This window comes from Deinococcus sp. QL22, from assembly GCF_023370075.1.
Lineage (GTDB): Bacteria > Deinococcota > Deinococci > Deinococcales > Deinococcaceae > Deinococcus.
Map to the genome: position 1 here is coordinate 2,793,490 of NZ_CP097149.1, position 16,692 is coordinate 2,810,181.

The 16,692-nt window shown below is 61.9% G+C and carries 18 protein-coding genes; 7 read left to right on the forward strand and 11 right to left on the reverse strand.

The window, feature by feature from the left end; all coding sequences use genetic code 11:
* Positions 1-44 precede the first annotated feature (44 nt).
* The 7 genes from murG to M1R55_RS13955 form a co-directional block, all read right to left on the reverse strand.
* Positions 45-1,283, reverse strand: a complete 1,239-nt coding sequence (gene murG / locus M1R55_RS13925) for an undecaprenyldiphospho-muramoylpentapeptide beta-N-acetylglucosaminyltransferase (protein WP_249392332.1) — start codon at positions 1,281-1,283, stop codon at positions 45-47.
* Positions 1,284-1,654: 371 nt separating this feature from the next.
* Positions 1,655-2,407, reverse strand: a complete 753-nt coding sequence (locus M1R55_RS13930; RefSeq protein WP_249392333.1) for an AIM24 family protein — start codon at positions 2,405-2,407, stop codon at positions 1,655-1,657.
* Positions 2,408-2,487: 80 nt separating this feature from the next.
* Complete coding sequence (locus tag M1R55_RS13935; protein WP_249392334.1) at positions 2,488-3,666, reverse strand: pyridoxal phosphate-dependent aminotransferase; 1,179 nt, start codon at positions 3,664-3,666, stop codon at positions 2,488-2,490.
* A 151-nt stretch (positions 3,667-3,817) separates the two neighbouring features.
* On the reverse strand, positions 3,818-4,351 hold the full coding sequence (locus M1R55_RS13940; RefSeq protein WP_249392335.1) for a hypothetical protein: 534 nt from the start codon (positions 4,349-4,351) through the stop codon (positions 3,818-3,820).
* 167 nt (positions 4,352-4,518) lie between these two features.
* On the reverse strand, positions 4,519-5,103 hold the full coding sequence (locus tag M1R55_RS13945; protein WP_026298755.1) for a response regulator: 585 nt from the start codon (positions 5,101-5,103) through the stop codon (positions 4,519-4,521).
* Positions 5,100-6,257, reverse strand: a complete 1,158-nt coding sequence (locus tag M1R55_RS13950; RefSeq protein WP_249392336.1) for a HAMP domain-containing sensor histidine kinase — start codon at positions 6,255-6,257, stop codon at positions 5,100-5,102. The genes M1R55_RS13945 and M1R55_RS13950 overlap by 4 nt, the downstream gene beginning before the upstream one ends.
* A gap of 255 nt (positions 6,258-6,512) precedes the next feature.
* Positions 6,513-7,580 carry an RNA ligase (ATP) gene (locus tag M1R55_RS13955; RefSeq protein ID WP_249392337.1) on the reverse strand — a complete coding sequence of 356 codons (1,068 nt, stop codon included), beginning with the start codon at positions 7,578-7,580 and terminating at the stop codon, positions 6,513-6,515.
* Between the two features lie 138 nt (positions 7,581-7,718).
* Here M1R55_RS13955 and M1R55_RS13960 point away from each other — a divergent pair, with 138 nt between their 5' ends.
* Positions 7,719-8,333, forward strand: coding sequence for a LysE family translocator (locus M1R55_RS13960; RefSeq protein WP_249392338.1), 615 nt, complete (start codon positions 7,719-7,721; stop codon positions 8,331-8,333).
* 69 nt (positions 8,334-8,402) lie between these two features.
* Here the strand turns inward: M1R55_RS13960 and lepA are convergent, their stop codons facing one another.
* A complete protein-coding gene (gene lepA, locus M1R55_RS13965; protein ID WP_249392339.1) occupies positions 8,403-10,208 on the reverse strand; it encodes a translation elongation factor 4 in 1,806 nt (601 codons plus the stop codon).
* Between the two features lie 83 nt (positions 10,209-10,291).
* Positions 10,292-10,852 carry an MOSC domain-containing protein gene (locus M1R55_RS13970; RefSeq protein WP_249392340.1) on the reverse strand — a complete coding sequence of 187 codons (561 nt, stop codon included), beginning with the start codon at positions 10,850-10,852 and terminating at the stop codon, positions 10,292-10,294.
* Positions 10,853-10,988: 136 nt separating this feature from the next.
* On the opposite strand from M1R55_RS13970, the gene M1R55_RS13975 reads away from it, so the two are divergent.
* The 5 genes from M1R55_RS13975 to M1R55_RS32130 all read left to right on the forward strand — a co-directional run bounded on the left by M1R55_RS13975 (position 10,989) and on the right by M1R55_RS32130 (position 13,923).
* Positions 10,989-11,723 (forward strand): hypothetical protein, encoded by a 735-nt coding sequence (locus tag M1R55_RS13975; RefSeq protein ID WP_249392341.1) that lies wholly within the window; start codon positions 10,989-10,991, stop codon positions 11,721-11,723.
* A 56-nt stretch (positions 11,724-11,779) separates the two neighbouring features.
* Positions 11,780-12,637, forward strand: coding sequence for a GNAT family N-acetyltransferase (locus M1R55_RS13980; protein WP_249392342.1), 858 nt, complete (start codon positions 11,780-11,782; stop codon positions 12,635-12,637).
* A gap of 180 nt (positions 12,638-12,817) precedes the next feature.
* Positions 12,818-13,288 (forward strand): helix-turn-helix domain-containing protein, encoded by a 471-nt coding sequence (locus tag M1R55_RS13985; protein WP_249392343.1) that lies wholly within the window; start codon positions 12,818-12,820, stop codon positions 13,286-13,288.
* A 20-nt stretch (positions 13,289-13,308) separates the two neighbouring features.
* Positions 13,309-13,581, forward strand: coding sequence for a hypothetical protein (locus M1R55_RS32125; protein WP_371827114.1), 273 nt, complete (start codon positions 13,309-13,311; stop codon positions 13,579-13,581).
* 42 nt (positions 13,582-13,623) lie between these two features.
* Positions 13,624-13,923 (forward strand): transposase, encoded by a 300-nt coding sequence (locus M1R55_RS32130; protein WP_249394130.1) that lies wholly within the window; start codon positions 13,624-13,626, stop codon positions 13,921-13,923.
* A 64-nt stretch (positions 13,924-13,987) separates the two neighbouring features.
* Here the strand turns inward: M1R55_RS32130 and M1R55_RS13995 are convergent, their stop codons facing one another.
* Positions 13,988-14,218, reverse strand: coding sequence for a hypothetical protein (locus M1R55_RS13995; RefSeq protein ID WP_136366736.1), 231 nt, complete (start codon positions 14,216-14,218; stop codon positions 13,988-13,990).
* A gap of 139 nt (positions 14,219-14,357) precedes the next feature.
* Entirely contained in the window at positions 14,358-15,053 is a 696-nt protein-coding gene (locus M1R55_RS14000; RefSeq protein WP_249392344.1) for a ribonuclease HII, read from the reverse strand.
* 284 nt (positions 15,054-15,337) lie between these two features.
* Here M1R55_RS14000 and M1R55_RS14005 point away from each other — a divergent pair, with 284 nt between their 5' ends.
* A complete protein-coding gene (locus tag M1R55_RS14005; protein ID WP_249392345.1) occupies positions 15,338-16,612 on the forward strand; it encodes a class I SAM-dependent methyltransferase in 1,275 nt (424 codons plus the stop codon).
* The last annotated feature ends 80 nt before the right edge of the window (positions 16,613-16,692 follow it).

Here is a 16,692-nt window from a genome sequence, read left to right on the forward strand (position 1 = left end):
AGTAGCTGTGAAACCAGGCTGATGTGAGATCAAACGGCGGTGAGTCAGAGGCGATTCAGGTGCCGCTCTATCAGGTCTGCGAAGCGGTCTGCGGCTCCTACAGGAGAGCGCGCCAGGGCCGCCGCTTGCATGGCGGTTCGCGTGCCCGACGCCGCACACTCTAACACCGCTTCCCCCAGTGCCTCGCCCACTCGGTGCTGCTCCACCATGCGGCCCGCTCCCGCCGCCTGTACCGCCGCCGCGTTGTGGTACTGGTGATTTTCTGCCGATTCGGGCAGGGGAATCATGATGACGGGCACGCCGTGAAAGGCAGCCTCGGCCAGCGTGCCCGTGCCTGCCCGCGTGATCGCCACATCCGCCGCCGACCACGCCGCCACCGCGTCCACAAATCCGGTGGGGTGATACCAGCCCAGATCCTGCACGCGGGGGGCCACCTCTCCCAACCAGCGCGGCCCGGTAGAATGCAAGACCTGTACGGCGGGGCTGTCGCGGAGGCTGTGGTCAGGGTTGGAAAGGTGCGGCCCAGTAAAGTCCAGATCAATCTGTGCCAATCCGGCCCCGGCTTTCATCTCGCCTCTGGCTCCGGTACTCACGGGCGTACTCATCTGAGAAACGCCGCCGCCTGCCCCGGCTCCCAGCAGGCCTTCCTCGCCCAGAACATACCGCAGGGTGTCGGGCACGGCACTGTTGAGGGCCAGAGACCCCTGAGAGCCGCCCATGACCAGCAGCGTGAGAGGGCCATCTTGCAGGCCCAACTGTGCCAACGCGTCGGCGCGGCTCATGCGGGTTTCGCGGGTGGGCATGCCGACCATCGTGGTTTTGGCGGGCGGCAATCCGATCACGCGTTCATAGGCGGTGCCCACTGCTTTTGCCCGGTAGACCGCCAGCCGTTGCGTCAGCCCCAGCCGTGCATTTTGTTCATGTAGAAGGGTGGGCAGGCCCAAGCTTTGGGCAGCCAACACTCCTGGCAAACTGGCAAATCCGCCGTAGCCCACCACCACGCCGGGTTTCAGGCGTCTCAGGACCGCCCGCGCCTGTGCCAATCCCTGTCCAGCCTTCAACAGTTCCCGGGGGTCGGGGCGGCCCTGCCCACTGCGGGCCAGTTTTCCGGCGTCCACACCCTCAAACGGCAGGCCCTGTTCGGCGGCGATGCGTTCTTCCATACCGCCGCGCTGTCCCAAAATCAGCGCCGAATGCCCCCGCGCCATCAGCGCCCGCGCCGTCGCTACCGCCGGGTAAATGTGCCCGCCCGTGCCGCCCGTTGCCATGACTATTAAACTCACCGGATCACCTGACTCATTGGGGGGAAGTGTAGCGCCAGAGCGTCAGTGGTGAGTCGCCATTGGTCAGTCGGAAAGGCGCAGAGTGCCCGGAATGCTGTGCAGGATGTGAAATTGGATGAAAAAGGAAGGCGGTCTGCCAACACTGGCTTAGCCTCCTTCCTCTGTGTTCACTTCCGCACCCCTCACAGTTTTTCTCAGAGCGTGTTTATAAGGTTCCATTTGGATTGCTCAAAAGCCTAGAAACGCCGTAAAGATGGGGCTGTGGCTCTCTCACCCTTGAGGGGGAAGGGCTGGAGAGGGGGTGAGCGAGCAAAGCGAATGCTGTTCTACACGAGATTTGCCGAAATCGGCGACCCTTTATAATCACGCTCTCAGTCAAACAGATCACTGATTCCGCCCCCCTTGCTCTCGCCGCCCAGGCCCTGCTCAAATTCCTCGTAGGGCTGCACCACCACGAAGCCGTCGCCCTGAAACACCATCTGATACGTTTCGCCGCCGCCGCGCCCAAAAATAGAGCGCAGGCTGGAATCCACGCGCAGTTGCGGCGTCAGGTTGCCGCTCCAGGCGACGGTGGCGTTGGGGTCGGTAAACAGGGGTTCGTTGGGCGTGACGCGCAGGGTCAGCGGTTTGCCGTGACTGAGAATCGCCACCAGCCCATGCCCCTGCACCCGCACACTGAACAGGCCGCCCGCCGCCATACCCGCGATCCGGCGGTGCATCGTGATGTCGTATTTCACGCTGTCCTCAAAGGCCAACAGGTCGTTGCCGCTGACGTTCAGGGTGTCGCCTTGCAGCCGCAAAATACTGACTTCTTTGCCCTGATCGGCCAGATACACCACGCCGCGCCCCTCGATTTTGGCGAGTGGACTCATCTCCTGGCTCACAGCGCGTTTCAGGGCTTTCATCAGGCCGCCTTCCAGCGTGCCCTCGCGCTTGAAATTCAGGTTACCCTTATAGGCGATCATCGCGCCCAATTTGCTCCAGATGCGGCCATCCACGCGGGCTTCCAGCATCTTGCTGCTTTCCAGTTCAAAGACCTCGCCGGGATTGTCGCGCTCGGCAGTTTGCACCAGAAAGTCACGGAGGTTGTAGCTACCATCGGCACCGGGGGTCATGTTGGTCATGCTGTGGGGTACGGGCAGAGTGTGAGTTGGGTTCCCGTAGAGTGCAAGGAAGATGAAGGCTAAATAAATGCCGCTTGCACTCAGGGTTGCCCTTCCAACACCCCGCCAATCCGCCGCAACACTTCTCCGATCTGCTCCAAACTGGTGGCGTAGCTGAGGCGCACTTGCCCCGGAGCGCCGAAATCTGTGCCGGGAACCACAGCGACGCGGCCCTGATCCAGAATCAGACGGGCGGCTTCCAGCTCGTCCGCGTGCAGCTTGGTGGTATCGGCCATCACGTAAAAAGCTCCTTCCGGCGTGGGCGTGGGCAATCCCAGCGCGTTCAGGCCCGACACGATGGCGTCGCGGCGTTGGCGGTAGGCGGCGCGGGCCATATCAATGAATTCGGTGGTGGCCTCGTGCTGCTCCAGTGCGGCCAGTGCGGCGTATTGAGAGATGCTGCTGGCATTGCTGGTGCTCTGAGATTGAATGGCATTCATGGCCGCGATCACCGATTTTGGCCCGCCTGCATAGCCGATTCGCCAGCCGGTCATGGCATAGGCTTTGCTGGCCCCGTTGATGGTCAGGGTGTGGTCGGGTGCGTAGGTGCCGATGCTGATCTGCTCGGCGTCGTAGACCAGATGCTCGTACATTTCGTCGGTCACGATGATCAGGCCGTGGCGCATTGCGAGGGCTGCCACCGCCCGCAGTACCTCTGGCGAAAACACCGCGCCAGTCGGGTTGCCGGGGCTGTTCAGAATAATCATGCGGGAGCGCGGCGTGATCCGGGCTTCCACCTCTGCCGGATCGAGCATAAACCCCGTTTCGGGTGTGGTCGGCACAGGCACTGGAACCGCCCCGGTAAACGCCACCATTTCCGGGTAGCTGACCCAGTACGGCGCGGGAATCAGTACCTCGTCGCCGGGATTGAGCAGGGCAAAAAAGGCGTTGAACAGCGCCTGTTTGCCGCCGCTGGTCACCGTTACGGCGTCGGGTGCATGGCTCAGGCCGTTTTCCCGCGCAAACTTGGCGCTGATGGCCTCGCGCAGCTCGGGGATTCCGTTCACGCCCGTGTACTTGGTTTTGCCCGACTCTATAGCTGCAACAGCCGCCGCCTTGATGTGTGGGGGCGTGTCGAAATCCGGCTCGCCCACACTCATGCTGATCACGTCTATGCCCGCCCGCCGCAGTTCCAGGGCGCGGGTGGTCACGGCCACCGTAGAGGAAGGCTTCAGGCTTTGGACACGGTTTGAGAGTCGAAACGGGGCGGCAGTGGTCATGGCGTGAGTGTACCTGGCAGCCTGAAACGAGGTGGGGCGGAATCTATGCGAGTGGGGCGGTTGGGTTGTGGGCCACGGAAAAAGGGAGGGTAGATCGTGGTTCGGCTGTTCCCTCGTTCTGGCTCCTCCTCAATCCACACTCCCCATCCAGCTAAAACCGGTAGGTCAGGCCAAGGCGCGTGCCGGGCGAGGACAGGACAGTTCCAGCTGTGTCGAACAGATAGCGCCCTTTAAATTCGCCAAAGTAGCCCCAGCGCGAGCTTCCGAACGAGTTGCGAATGCCCGCCGTGCCGCTGACCCAGAACAGGTCGCCTAGTACAGTGCCAATGCCCGGCCCGCCGTACACGGTGACGTTGCCCACCGGCCCACTGAAGAGCAGATCGGCCCCCACCAATGGCACAATCGGCACGGACACATCTGGCAGGGGAAAAAAGATCACGTCGGCCATACCACGCACAGATACACTGGCCCTGCCCAGTTGCCCCACCGGAAAGCTGAGGCCTGCGCTGAGACCGGGAAGAATAAAAATTTCGGATGTGAGGCTGCCCCACACGGTCAGGCCCTCGCGCTGGGTGGGGGCACTGAACAGGTTGGAAGGAGAAGCGGTCTGCGCGTTTGCACTTCCTAACACAGCACTTCCAGATACGGCGGCAAGCAGCAGGGCACGGGCAGCAATCTTTATCACCCCTGCATTCTGATGGGGTGAAAATAGTTTGCAAGCACAAATGCGTGTGCTTGCGCCCTCCCAGCTTCGATACTCGCTTCGCTCGGTAAAGCTAAAACGTTACGGCGAGGGACTTAACAACGAAAAAGGACGCCGAAGCGCCCCTTGTTGTGGTGTTATTTGATGAGTTAGTGCAGCAGGCCGATGGAACGGGCGCGGCTCACGGCCTCGGTGCGGTCTCCGGCGTCCAGTTTGGCGTACAGGCGGGCCAGGTGATCTTTCACGGTGTCGGGGCTGACGCCCAGATTTTTGGCGATTTCCTTGTTGCTGTAGCCCTGAGCCAGCAGCGGCAGTACTTCGGATTCACGGGGGGTCAGGCGCGGCACATCTACATGCGGCAGGCGGTCAATTTCGGGGTGGGCCACGATGTCGCGCAGTTGGCGGGCCAAGCTTTCGGGATCGGTTTCTTTGCTCACGTAGCCTCTTGCCCCGGCAGCGCGGGCAGCCTGCACGATGGCGGGTTCGGAGAAGGTGGTAATCAGGACGCTGACCACGTTGGGGTTGCTCAGGCGCAGTTTCTCGCACACCTCGATACCGGTCATGCCGGGCATTTTCACGTCCAGCAGGGCGGCGTCGGGCTGGTGCAGACGGCAGGCGTCCAGCGCGGCCAACCCGTCGGCGGCCTCGGCCACCACATCAAATCCCTGATGAATGAGTGCGTACTTGAGGCCCATACGGAACAAAGGGTGGTCGTCAGCGATAACTAGTCTCATGGGGTGACCTCCGGAAGGGTCAGGGTAAACAGGGAAGAGGAAGGGGAAAAAGCGCCTGGGACAGTATGGGTGGCACTGGGAGTTGGATCGTGTACTGAAGGTGGAGCCAATGGGTCAGGCGGCTCTAATCGGTTGGGAGGGTGGCGCTCGTACAGCAGTTGCCCGCCGTGCGCCTCGGCAATGCGCCGCACGATAAACAGGCCCAGCCCGGCGGTTCCGGCGGTGTAGTGCTGCCCCGCGATCAGGGCAGGCTGAGAATTGAACGGCTGCGCGAGGTCGGCCAGATCACCGCTGAGGCCGGGGCCGTCGTCCTCTACGCAAATTCCCTGCGGCGTCACGGAAAGATGCACGCCGGTGTGGGCATAGCGCAGAGCGTTCTCGGCCAGGTTGGAAACGGCGCGTTCTATGACATGGGCGTCTACGGATGCAGAGCCGCTGCCGCTGACGCTCAGGGTCAGGCTGCGTGCTTCTGCTTGGGAGGCCACTCGGCGGGCCACATTGTCCAGCACACCGCGCAGATCGGTTTGATCGGCCTGCAACTTCACGTCTTCGCGCTCGAAACGGTGGGCGTCGGCCATCTGCTGCACCAGTGCCAGAAGGCGCGTCGTCTCGGCCTGGATCTGTACGCCGACTTCACGGCGCTCGGCTTCCGGCAGCGGGTAGGCGGTCAGGGCGTGTGTCAGGTGCCCGGTGGCGATCAGGGGCGTTTTCAGGTCGTGTACCAGTGTCGCCATAAACGCGCTGCGGCGGCCTTGCTCGGTGCCGAGGCGGTCTAGCAAAGTGGTAAATGCGCCGCGCAAAGCCCGGATTTCGGCGGGGTCGTCGGCGTGTGGTTCGGCAAAATCGCCGCGCTGCACTTCTGTCTCCAGGCGGTTCAGGGGCCGCAGCAACGCGCCGCTGAGGACGTAGCCTGTAATCGCGCACAGCAGGCCGACCACCAGCATCCATGCCACCAGCGTCAAGGTCGGCACATTGGGCTGCGCCGTAAAAGTCAGCACCAGATTGGGCAAGAAAGCCAGCAAGAAAATGACCAATGTAAATTGCGCGCGCAGGGTTGCCCGGTACCTGGCCTGTTTTCCGGGCTGTGCAGGAGATACCACCAGAGTCGCTGCCCGCTTTGGGGCAGAACTCATGCTGGCATCACGTCTGCTCATAAATCACAGCTTAACTGTCATGTTCTGACAGAACCGTCACGGTTACCTGTTGGTCGGCTATGTGTCAATCCCCCCAGCCTCTGCACCCAATGGGTGGGCCGCTGTGTAGCGTCAGATGGAAGTCAGGAAGGATTCTTTGCAGCCAGATTCCCCGTGTTTCAGGGACTCCAGTCCAATTGGTAGCAGGCTGAGGGATCAGTCTCGACCCGCTACCGTCTGGTCTTCATTAAGGACTCAGGCTGGCGGGCAGGCTCCCTAGCTCAGCTCATCTCCGGTTTCTTTCTTGGCGTAAGCGTCGCTGATCAGCTTGACCCGCAGTGATGTTCCGTCCGACGCGTAGCGGGCGGCAGCGGGCGAGACCACCACGCCCTCACGGGTATGCAGGCTGTGCCCAGACACGGTTTCGGGCCCGTCTTTAAGCGTGCGAATTAGAGCAGTGTCGAAGGGGCCAGCGTAGAGCAGCGGCACGGCCCAGTCTCTGAACCAGCCGCCAAAGTCGGTAAACGTTTGATCCTTGCCATCTACCACGACTCTGAACACCCGCAGGGTTGGCCCGCTTTGGCCGTAGCCGTAGCCCTTTTGCACGGGCAGCACTTCAGTGAAGACTTGTATTTCTGTTGACTGGACTTCCTGACCCAACGGGTACGCAGCGTCCACAGCCGCGAACAACCCAGCGGCGTGGGCGGCCTGCCAGTACACGTTTCCGGCATTTTCCTTCAGCCCCAGCGCCTGCCGCGACAGCCCTTTGCTGGTCACCACCCATTCGCCGCCCGCCGCACGGTAGTAGATGCCCTGCGACCCGTGCAGTTTTTCAGTGACTACCACAGGCTCGCCGGGCACAAAGTCGCGTTCGTAGATGCCGAACTGTTCCACGTCATGGTGCCGGTATCCGCCGCCCAGCACGCCACTCACGTTTTCGGCGTCGCCTGCCATAGACACAGGCACGGGCGGCTCGTAAAACGTGATGCCCAGCCCCTCAGACAGGTCTTCTCCTATCGGCAGGTCGGCCAGGCCCAGCGATTCCAGCATGTCCGGCGGCAAGATCACACCCTGAGAACGCTCGCCGCGCAGCCGCATGCTGACCACCCGGTTGGCATCTGGGCCGTGCAGATAGGACACGCCCGTGTCGGCGTTGGTGTACAGGCCCGCGAACTGCGGCGGCAACAGCGCCCGCTCCGGCGCGACTACGATCAGGTCACCGTCTTTAAAGTTGCCCTTCTGAACCACCAACTGAAATGGCCCTACCTTGCATAACGCCAGCCGTTCCGCGTTGGGGTGCGGAAAAAGCTGCGCCTCTGCCTTGATCACTTGCCGCTGTGCCATCGCGTGTTCTCCCTTTGGGCCAGAGCTGCAGCCCGACAGCAAGAATGCCGCCCCGAACGTGGGAACGGCAATCCGCCATTTCCATCAGCGATGGCTTATGTACGGCAACTCTCTTGTCCCGGTTAAAGTGAAGCACCCATGCTCACCACAGAATTCATGCTGACCTCGCTGATCGTCGCCTTGATTCCAGGAACGGGCGCAATTTATACAATCTCAACAGGGTTGTTTCATGGCTGGCGGGCCAGTCTTGCTGCCGCGTTCGGGTGTACGTTGGGCATCATCCCGCACTTGCTCACCAGTGTTTTGGGCCTGTCTTTCGTATTGCACATGAGCGCTTCCGTCTTTCAGGGCCTCAAGTTTGCTGGGGCCGCCTACCTCTTGTATTTGGCTTGGGCCACTTGGCAAGACCGGGGAACACTGCAATTCAGTGCGGGTACGGCGGGCCAAAACTCTCGTCAGATCATTGTGCGAGCTGTGTTGCTCAATCTACTGAATCCCAAGCTAACCCTGTTTTTCTTCGCGTTTTTGCCCCATTTCATTCCGGCGGGTACGCCTTCGCCCAGCGCTTCATTTTTGCTTCTCAGCGCGGTCTTTATGGCCGTTACCTTCGGAGTGTTCGCGGTTTACGGCGTGTTGTCGGGCAGCATCCGAACTTATGTGGCTCGCTCGCCCAAAGCGATTGTGTGGCTGAGGCGTTCGTTCGCGGCCACCTTTGCCGCCCTGAGCGTCCAGTTGGCCCTGACAGACCGCTAGGGACAGTAAGAAAGCGCACCAGAGGAGAGATTCCTGCTGGTGCGCCCTTTGGTCTGATGGGTTTAAGACTTACTCGTCCGTACTCAGTACCGCCAGGAACGCTTCCTGCGGCACTTCCACAGTCCCAATCTGCTTCATGCGGGCGCGGCCTTTTTTCTGCTTGTTCAGCAGCTTCTTCTTGCGGCTGATGTCGCCGCCGTAGCACTTGGCGAGGACGTCTTTGCGGTAGGCCTTCACGGTGGCGCGGGCGATGATTTTGCCGCCGATGGTGGCCTGCACCGGCACGGGGAACATCTGGCGCGGAATCACTTCGGCCATCTTGTCCACGATTTTGCGGCCAATTCCGTAGGCCTTGTCCTCGTGCACGATCACGGCCAGGGCGTCCACGATTTCGTTGTTCACCATGATGTCTACCTTGCGGAGGTCGCCGTCGCGGTAGCCGATCTGCTCGTAATCCATGCTGGCGTAACCCCGGCTGATGGACTTCAGGCGGTCATGGAAATCGTACAGAATCTCGGCAAACGGCACCTCGTACAGCAGTTCCACGCGCTTACCTACGTAATTCATGGTGATCATGCTGCCCCGGCGCTCCTGAAGAAGCTGCATCACTGGCCCCACGTGTTCCTCGGGCAACATGATGCTCAGCTTGATGTACGGCTCCTCGGTGGCGCTGATCCGGTCACGGGTGGGAAATTCTGCCGGGTTCTGGGTCTCAAAAATGGTGCCGTTGGTCAGGCTGATCCGGTACACCACGGCGGGCGCGGTAGCGATCAAGTCCAGGTCGTATTCGCGTTCCAGCCGCTCCTGAATAATCTCGGCGTGCAGCAGGCCCAAGAAGCCGCAGCGGAAGCCGAAGCCCAGCGCCTCCGATGTTTCGGGTTCGAAGGTAAACGCCGCGTCGTTCAGCTTCAGCTTTTCCAGCGCGTCGCGCATCTTGCGGTAATCCTCGGTGTCGGTGGGATATAGGCCCGAAAACACCACCGGTTGCGCGGGTTTGAAGCCCGGAAAAGGCTCCGGTGTGGGCCGGTCTTTCTGGGTCAGCGTGTCGCCCACCTGCGCGTCGTGAATGTCTTTAATTCCTGCCGCCACCCAGCCCACCGCCCCCGCCGGAAGCGAGTCGCTGACGATCAATCCGGGGGTAAACGTCCCCAATTTATCCACATCAAAGGTTTTGCCGGAGTTGAACAGCATGATGGGCTGCTTGGGCGTCAGCGTGCCTTCCAGCACCCGCACGAACAGAATGACTCCCTGATAGGCGTCGTAAAAGGAATCGAAGATCAGGGCCTTCAGGGGCGCTTCGGGATCGCCGGGCGGCGGCGGAATGCGGTCTACGATGGCTTCCAGAATTTCGGTAATGCCGATGCCCGACTTGCCGGACGCGAACACAGCGCTGTCGGCGGGAATGCCGATCACGTCCTCTAATTCCTGCGCTGCGCCTTCCGGGTCGGCGGCGGGCAAATCAATTTTGTTGATGACCGGAATAATTTCCAGATTGCTGTCGATGGCCAGATACGCGTTCACGATGGTCTGCGCTTCCACGCCCTGCGAGGCGTCCACCAGCAGCAGCACGCCCTCACAGGCCGCTAGGCTGCGCGACACTTCGTAATTAAAATCCACGTGCCCCGGCGTGTCGATCAGGTTGAAGGTGTAGCTTTCGCCGCCCGTGCCGTCTTCCTGCGGGGGCCGCACATAGGTCAGACGAACAGGTGTGGACTTGATGGTAATGCCGCGCTCGCGCTCCAGCTCCAGCGTATCGAGGGTCTGGTCGCGCTTGTCTCGCTCGCCCATCGCGCCGAGCCGCTCCATGATGCGGTCAGCCAGCGTAGATTTGCCGTGATCCACATGGGCAATAATTGAAAAATTCCGAACATTCACCCCCGCAGTGTAGCGGGAGGGGGCAAAAGGAATAGGACGCGGGCAAACAGAGGCCCAACAAAGTCTCACTCGGAGGCCGGAATTCAGACCCGTTCCAGCGCTCGGTGAGGCAGCGGTGGCAACTCCACTTGCACGGAATCGCCCAGGCGAATCTCGCCGCCCACCGCCACCACGCCCATAATTCCCGCTTTGCGAATCACGTTCCCAGCTTCATCTCGGCCCAGCACCGCCGCCAACAGTCCGGGCCGAAAGGCTTCGATCTGGCTGCAAGGATTCCGTAAACCCGTGACCTCGATCACTGCCTCAGCGCCCACATGCAGGCGTGTGCCCACCGGAAGCGCCAACAGGTCTAAGCCACGTGTCAGCACATTTTCACCCAGATCGCCGGGCTGAATGTCGAAGCCTGCCGCGTTCAGTTCATCCAGCAGTTCGCCGTGAATCAGGTGAACCTGACGCAGATTGGGCTGCGTGGGGTCGGCCGCCACGCGGGAACGGTGCTGCACGGAGTGGCCCGCGTGTGCGTCGCCCTGCACGCCCAATCCGGCCAACAACTGCACGCCAGGCAAAGGCTGTTTGCTAAAGCTGTGCGTGGGGCTGGCCGCCACAGAAACGATGCTGGTCGGGGCGGAAGCAGTGGACTTCATCTTGTTTCCATTCTGCCTCAGGTTCGCTGGATCGGGCGGTCTGACTATCCGGGAACCGATATTCGTAACCTGCCCGGTACCATCACAACTCTGTGCCGTTACTGAAAGAGTGGAACGTTAAGATTGAACCAGACATATGAGACGCCCCCCATCTGCCCTGCTGACCCGCTGCCTGTTGCCCGCCCTCCTGTGCGCGGCAACGCTGAGTGCCTGCGGCGCTGTCGGCCCGGAAAGCGGAGTGGGCGTCAGTGCGAGTGGCGTTATCGTGTTCCCGCCCAGTGCCGGAACTGCCGTATTCACAGCTTCTATAGATGGACAGGCGCAGGCGATCGCCTCGGCAGCGGTGGCGGCCGACGGCAGTTACCGGCTGGCCTTGCCCACCACACCGCGCCTGCCCAGCCGGAGCAACCTGGAGAATCTGCCCACTGTGCCCAGCGTGCTGCCCGACCAGGTGCGCGGCGTGGATTGCAGTGGCGAACCCGTTGCCAGTACCCCCAATGCCCGCGTGCTCGTACTCAACGGCGGCACCTTTATGCCCACAAGTGCGGGCGGGGCAATCACGGGTCAACTGATGCCCGCCAGCGCCGCCATCAGCAACCGCCTCACGTCGCAGGACATTCTGATTACCACCCGCACCCACGCCTACGCTGACCGCGATGTGCGGATTACGGGAACCCTGAACTGCACCTTTACCCGCGCCGACGGCAGCACGGTAGAGGGCACTGTCCAGATCAATTACGACCTCAAGCACGGCTGGAATTCACTGGAAACCCGTACCGGGCAGCCTTCAAGCGACGCGCCGATTGCCACCGTGACCAGTTCTCACACGCTGGCAAATGTGAATTGGCGGTACTTGCCCGTGACGCCGTAAACGGCTGCGGTTCCCAAGGGCCGGGTTCATACTGGTACGGCTTCATACTGGGGCGCATGAGCGAGTTTCAGCGCCCACTTTCTTTGGGCTACCACACCGATCTGGCCCTGCGCCTGCATGAGGGCGGTTCCTGCGAAGTTCTGGAACTGGCGGAACTGGGCCGTGTTGTTCGGATTACCACGCCCAGCAATCCTACGTTCTGGTGGGGCAACTTTTTACTGATGCCCCGGCCCCCGCGTCCGGGCGAGCTGACTGCGTGGTTGGAAGCTTTTCAGCAGGCACACCCGCAGGCCCGGCACGTGACCTTTGGGCTGGATACCACCGATGGCGAGGGCGGCGCAGAGCAGGAGTTTTTGAATGCAGGATTTAGCCTGCACTGCGATACCGTCCTGACCACTTCTCAGACGCTCCCGCCCCGTACCCTCAACACCGACCTGAAGTTCCGGCCACTGGACGCCACGCAGGACGCCGACTGGCTAGCAGCTTTGGCCCTCAGAATGGCCGTGAACGCCGCCGATCCAGAGCCGCACGAGGCAGCGGGCTACCAAAGCTTTGCTGCCCGCAAGCTGGAAGCCGCCCGCGCCGCTCAGCAAAGAGGGCGGGGAGCCATGTTCGGCGCGTTTGACCCCACAGGCCAGATGTATTCGGGATTGGGCGTCTTCTCGGCGGACGCGGCCAACCAGGCGGGCGGCGTCACGCGCTACCAGAATGTGGAAACGCACCCCGAGGCCCGCTCGTTGGGACTGGCGGGCACCCTGGTACACCGGGCAGGCGAGTGGGCACGCACCCACCTGCACGCCCAGACCTTGGTCATCGTGGCTGACCCGGCCTACCACGCCCAACGCCTGTACGAACGCGCCGGCTTCCGGCCCACCGAGATTCAGACCGGATGGGAACGCTCCCCGCAAGAGTAAGCGCGTCAACCGGCCTCCGTTGGCTTGTGGCCTCTACTCGGATTCGTGCCGTCAACCTGAACAGCGACGGGTCTGCGATACACAAAAAAGAAGTTGCAGTCGGGGCAAAGAATACTCGGCAGCCCCACTGTGACACCTTCTAGTGGACAGCCACAGGCATGACATGGGTTAGACTCAGGAATGGGACGACAGAAGCAGTGGGTTGTGAAGCTGAGTGACGATGAGCGGCAACAGCTGACGGACATGACGCGCAAAGGCGTGCACAGTGCGCGGGTCATGACCCGCGCACGTCTGCTGTTGCTGAGCGAGCAAGGGCTCCTCGATCAGGAGGTGGCCCAGCGTCAGGGCGTCAATGCTGCGACTGTGGCATCCATTCGCAAGAAGGACGCTGAGGGCGGCCTGCAGGCTGCCCTGTACGAAAAAGAGCGTCCTCAGCAGCCCCCGAAACTGGATCCTCAGCAGACGGCGATCCTGATTGCCGAAGTCTGTCGGGCACCTGATGGTCGGGAGAAGTGGACGATGCAGCTCTTGGCGGATCGTCTGGTGACCTTAGGCGTGGTGGACAGTAGTAGTGACGAGACGGTGCGGCGCACACTGAAAAAAACGCGCAGGGACCGTGGCAAGTTCAAAGTGGGTGTGTCGCTCAGGTAGGCGCGGACTTCGTCTGGCGCATGGAAGCTGTGCTGGACACGTATGCTCAGCCCTACGACGCTTCGCGGCCGGTCATCTGCTTCGATGAAACATCCTACCAGCTGCTTGATCATGTCCGTGAGCCATGGCCACCCGTGCCGGGAATCCCGGCACGGGTGGATCATGAAGACAAGCGGTGCGGCACGGTGAATTTCTTCGTGGCCTTCGAACCCCTGACGGGTCAACGTACGGTCACGGTGACCGAGCGACGAGGAAATGCGGAGTTCGCAGCGCAACTCCAGAGCCTGGAGTGACGCTCTCCCGAGGCAGAGAAGATCACACTCGTCCTGGATCAGCTGTCGACACACAGCCCAGCGGCGTTATATCAACCTCTTCCGGCAGAGGAAGCCCGGCCATTGACTCGTCGATTTGAGTGGGTACACACGCCAAAACATGCGTCTTGGCTGAACATGGCCGAACTCGAATGGTCGGCCCTGCAACGTCAGTGTCTTGGGCAACGTCTGGCCAGCAAAGAGGCCGTCGAGCGTGAGATACAGGCCTGGGAAACCGACCGCAATGCGCGGGCGGTGCGCGTGAACTGGCAATTCTCAACACCAGCTGCGCGGGAGAAGCTCGGACGGCACGACCCAGCGTGAGAATAACTACAGACATGCCTGTGGCTGTCCACTAGTTGAGTTGAAAAGACTGGTCTATCTGGGTTCAGTTGTCGAAAATTTTGCGCCCGTCTTCCAGTGCGGCGCGGTTGTAGCGGTTGGCCAGAATAAAGAAGGTGGGTGCCCACAGACCCACGAAAATGCCGAAGCGTTCGCCGTGTGCGCGGGTTTCGGCGTCCTTGCCCTGCCCGCCCTGAGAGGCCCAGATGGCAATAGAACCCAGAATGGAAGCGAATCCGGCGACGGTAAGCAGGTTGGAAATATTGCGGTTGTCCATAGCAGTCTCCTAACGAATGTTGCGGCCTGAACCCCGCGCCCGGTGCGTGGCCGTTCCTGCCTGAATCAACGTTAATGTGAGCCGCCTCTCTAAGTGGTTCTGCGGGAATGGCTACGGAAGGGTCGCCAATCCGGTTTCTTCAGCTTTCCTCAAGACCGTCTGAGGAACGGCTTTCAAACAGCCGGCCCGCTTCTTCCTGTGCCAACAAACGCGCAATGGGCGCGAAGGTGCGGCGGTGCTGCGGCGTGACACCCAACTGCCCCAATGCGGCGCGGTGTGCGGGAGCGCCGTAACCTTTGTGGGCGGCAAATCCGTAGCCCGGATACTCGGCGTCAAGCTCAACCATCACGCGGTCACGCTCGGTTTTGGCCAGCAAACTGGCGGCGGCTACCGTGTAACTCAGGGCGTCGGCCCTCGCCGGGGCGGTCAGGGGCAGGGGCGTGCGGAGTTTCAGGTAGTCGGTAATCAGGGCCTGCGGGGCGGGCGTCAGGCGAGACAGGGCGCGGGCGGCGGCAGCGTGCGTGGCTCCCAGAATGTTCAGGCGGTCTATTTCATCGGGCCAGGCGTGTTCTACAGCCCAGGTCAGCGCCACTTCCTTCACCTGCGCCGCGTACCGTTCCCGCTGCGCCGCCGTCAGTTGCTTGCTGTCTCTGAACGGGTATTCTACCGCCAAGCCGGGCAAAATCACTGCGGCCACCGTGACTGGCCCCGCCCACGCACCGCGTCCGGCCTCGTCTACGCCTGCTACCCGGAACGCGCCGCGCCGCCAATGCTCTCGCTCGAAGGCCCAATCGGGAGTCACGGACGGCACAGAATTTGGCCCAGAAGAAGACACAGGCTCAGGCTAGCGCAACCACCGCTGCGTCCACCAGAAAGCTCCGCCAGCGGCGCGTATGATTCTGCGGGACTGGCGGGCGGATGAACCGACTTCACCCGGTCGGTTTTAGGTTGTGGTACACCTGTAGCCTAAACAGCAGGGATGGGCAAAGAGTGGGTATTGGCGTAATGCGGCCTTCACACAGTGGAGCCGGGGAAGAGTGTTGACTAGACATGAACCTAAGTCGGTGCGCCGCACGTGCCGTGAAGCACAGGCAGGCAGCATGTGATAAACGGGAACGCATGACCGGCACACGTAAACAGAAAATTAGAGTCTCGCGGGGAGGCCCGGACAAATCGGCGGGCAGATCGGCCCCCGCATCGGCTGGAAGCTCCGCTGGCACAGGCAGTTCTTCCGCACCCAAAGCCGCGCCTGCCGTCCAGCGTTACAATTACTTCGATGCCCGCCCCGCCGCACTCGCCCCGCGCCTAGACGGGCTGCACGCCTTCACCAAGCCCGGTGTACGCGGCTACCCTGAGGTGGACGATGCACAGTCGTTGATGGTGCAGACCATGCGCCGTGAAAAGGTGCGCGGCGATGTGCTCGACCTGACGGCGATGGGCGGCCTGACCGGATCGCTGCCGGGCGTGACTTTGCGGGCGGTAGAAGGTTCGGCGGCGGCGTTGGCAGCCCTGAAAGCAGCCGGAATAGAGGCGCGGGCGGCCTGTCCGGGCGACAACCTGAGCGCCGCATGGCCCACGCGGGCACAGACGGTGGCGCTCGTCCTGGCCGGAGATCGGGGCACCGCCTACGCAACGGCGCAGGTGGCCTGGGCGCACGCCTGCACGCCTCCCGGCGGCACCCTGTACATCGCCGGAGACCGGGACAAAGGCTTTGACCGCTATGTGAGGGCGGCGGGCGCGGCCTTCGGCACGGGCGAAACCATTGGCCGCGACGGTGGAATGCGCGTTGCCAAGCTGATCCGGCGGCCCGGTCAGACGCCCCCAATGCCCGCACCTGAAACCTACGAGGCTTATGGTGTTGGCGTGGTGGGCCTGCCCGGAGTCTTCAGCGCCGGACGGCTGGACAAGGCCACCACGTTGTTTCTGGCACACCTGACGGCAATGGTGGAGGCCGGAACCCTGAGTTTGGCGGGCAAGCGCGTGCTGGATCTGGGCTGCGGCACGGGCATTATTGGCGCGTGGGCCGCCAAGCACGGCGCAGAAGTGACGCTGGTCGACGGCGATCTGTCCAGCGTGCGGAGCGCAGAGGCCACCTTGCAGGCCAACACCCTGGCAGGGGAGTGCATCCACTCCGACGTAGACGCGGCTCTGGAAGGCCGTACCTTTGAGCTGATCCTTACCAATCCGCCCTTCCATGTGGGGCGCGGCGTGGTGCTGGACGTGGCCCGCGAATTTATTCAGACGGCAGTGCGCCGCCTTGTGCCGGGTGGCACGCTCTATCTGGTCGCCAATGAGCCGTTGCCCTACGAAACGACAATGCAAGAAGTTGGCCCTGTGCGCGAGTTGCTGCGCGACGGTGGATTTAAGATTTTGGGAGCAAGCAAGCCAGTCTGAATCTGTATTAAAGGCTGAGTAAAGGCCACAGAAGCGCCAGCGGGAACCTTTCCCCGCCAAAGCCCGTATCCAGAGTGTTG